The organism is Rhizobacter sp. P2_H2 (assembly GCF_056403375.1).
Genome location: NZ_JBFUFP010001349.1, coordinates 1 through 1,250, shown reverse-complemented (window position 1 = coordinate 1,250; position 1,250 = coordinate 1). Strand labels below are relative to the sequence as shown.

Sequence of the window (1,250 nt, the reverse complement as noted above, 5' to 3'; positions counted from 1 at the left end):
TGTGCGCGGCGCCTTCGCCGTCGAGCCGCTGCGGCGCGGCGAGCTGGCGGGCCGGCACGTCGCCCTGGTCGACGACGTGATGACCAGCGGCGCGACACTGGCCGAACTGGCCCGCGTGCTGAAGCAGGCCGGCGCGGCGCGCGTCGAGACTTGGGTCGTCGCGCGCACGCCGCGGCCCACGGCGAGTGCCTGAGGCCCGCGACAATCGCGCCCATGTTCAACATCGTCCTCGTCCACCCCGAGATCCCGCCGAACACCGGCAACGTGATCCGGCTCGCGGCCAACACCGGCTGCGCACTGCACTTGATCGAGCCGCTCGGGTTCTCGATGGAAGACCGGCTGCTGCGGCGCGCCGGGCTCGACTACCACGAGTTCGCGCCGGTGAAGCGGCACGCCTCGTGGCTGGAATTCCTCGCCGCTGCACAGCCGGATCCGGCGCGCCTGTTCGCGTTCACGACGCGCGGCAGCCGGCCGTTCGCCGAGGTCGCCTGGCAGGCTGGCGACTGGCTGGTGTTCGGCTCCGAGACCGCCGGCCTGCCGGCCGATCTGCGCGAGACGTTTCCCACGGAGCAGCGCGTGCGCCTGCCGCTGCGCGAGGGGCAGCGCAGCCTGAACCTCAGCAATGYGGTCGCGGTCGCGGTGTTCGAGGCGTGGCGCCAGAACGGCTACGCCGGCGGGGCGTGACTACTCCGCTTGAACGCCGGCGGCCTTGATGACCTTGCCCCAGCGCTCGCGCTCCGACTTCATCAGGCTCGCCAGCGCCTCGGGCGCGGTGCCGGCAGCGCTGAAGTACTGGCCGAGGATCCGGCCGCGCACCTCGTCGGACTTGATGATGCGCACCAGCTCGGCCGACACCCGATCGATCACCGGCTGCGGCGTGCGGGCCGGCGCCAGCACCGCCTGCCACGAGATCGCCTCGAAGCCGGCGTAGCCCTGCTCGACGAAGGTCGGCAGGTCGGGCAGCGCACCGAAGCGGCCGAGCGTCGTGACGCCCAGCGCCTTCAGCTTGCCGGCCTTCACCTGCCCGATCGCGATGCCGGGCACCATGAAGCCGGCCTGCACCTGGCCGGCCAGGATGGCATTGACCACCTGCGGGAAGCCCTGGTAGGGCACGTGCACGATGTCGAGGCCGGCGCGCGCCTTGAACGATTCCATCGCCAGGTGCGCGGCGCTGCCGTTGCCGACGCTGCCGTAGTTCAGCTGGCCCTTGCGCTGCTTCGCGACGCGCACGAAATCGGCCAGCGTGTCGA

Annotated in this window: 3 protein-coding genes; 2 read left to right on the top strand and 1 reads right to left on the bottom strand. The window is 71.9% G+C overall.

What is annotated here, in order from left to right; all coding sequences use genetic code 11:
* Window positions 1-193, top strand: a 193-nt coding sequence (locus AC1D15_RS32985; protein ID WP_477829385.1) for a ComF family protein, incomplete at its 5' end; no start/stop codon positions are given.
* A gap of 20 nt (window positions 194-213) precedes the next feature.
* Window positions 214-684: a tRNA (uridine(34)/cytosine(34)/5-carboxymethylaminomethyluridine(34)-2'-O)-methyltransferase TrmL gene (gene trmL / locus AC1D15_RS32980; protein ID WP_477829384.1), complete on the top strand. Its 471-nt coding sequence runs from the start codon at window positions 214-216 to the stop codon at window positions 682-684.
* On the opposite strand, the gene AC1D15_RS32975 is transcribed toward trmL, so the two are convergent.
* Window positions 685-1,250 (bottom strand): Bug family tripartite tricarboxylate transporter substrate binding protein (locus tag AC1D15_RS32975; protein ID WP_477829383.1); only part of this gene is annotated, 566 nt, incomplete at its 5' end.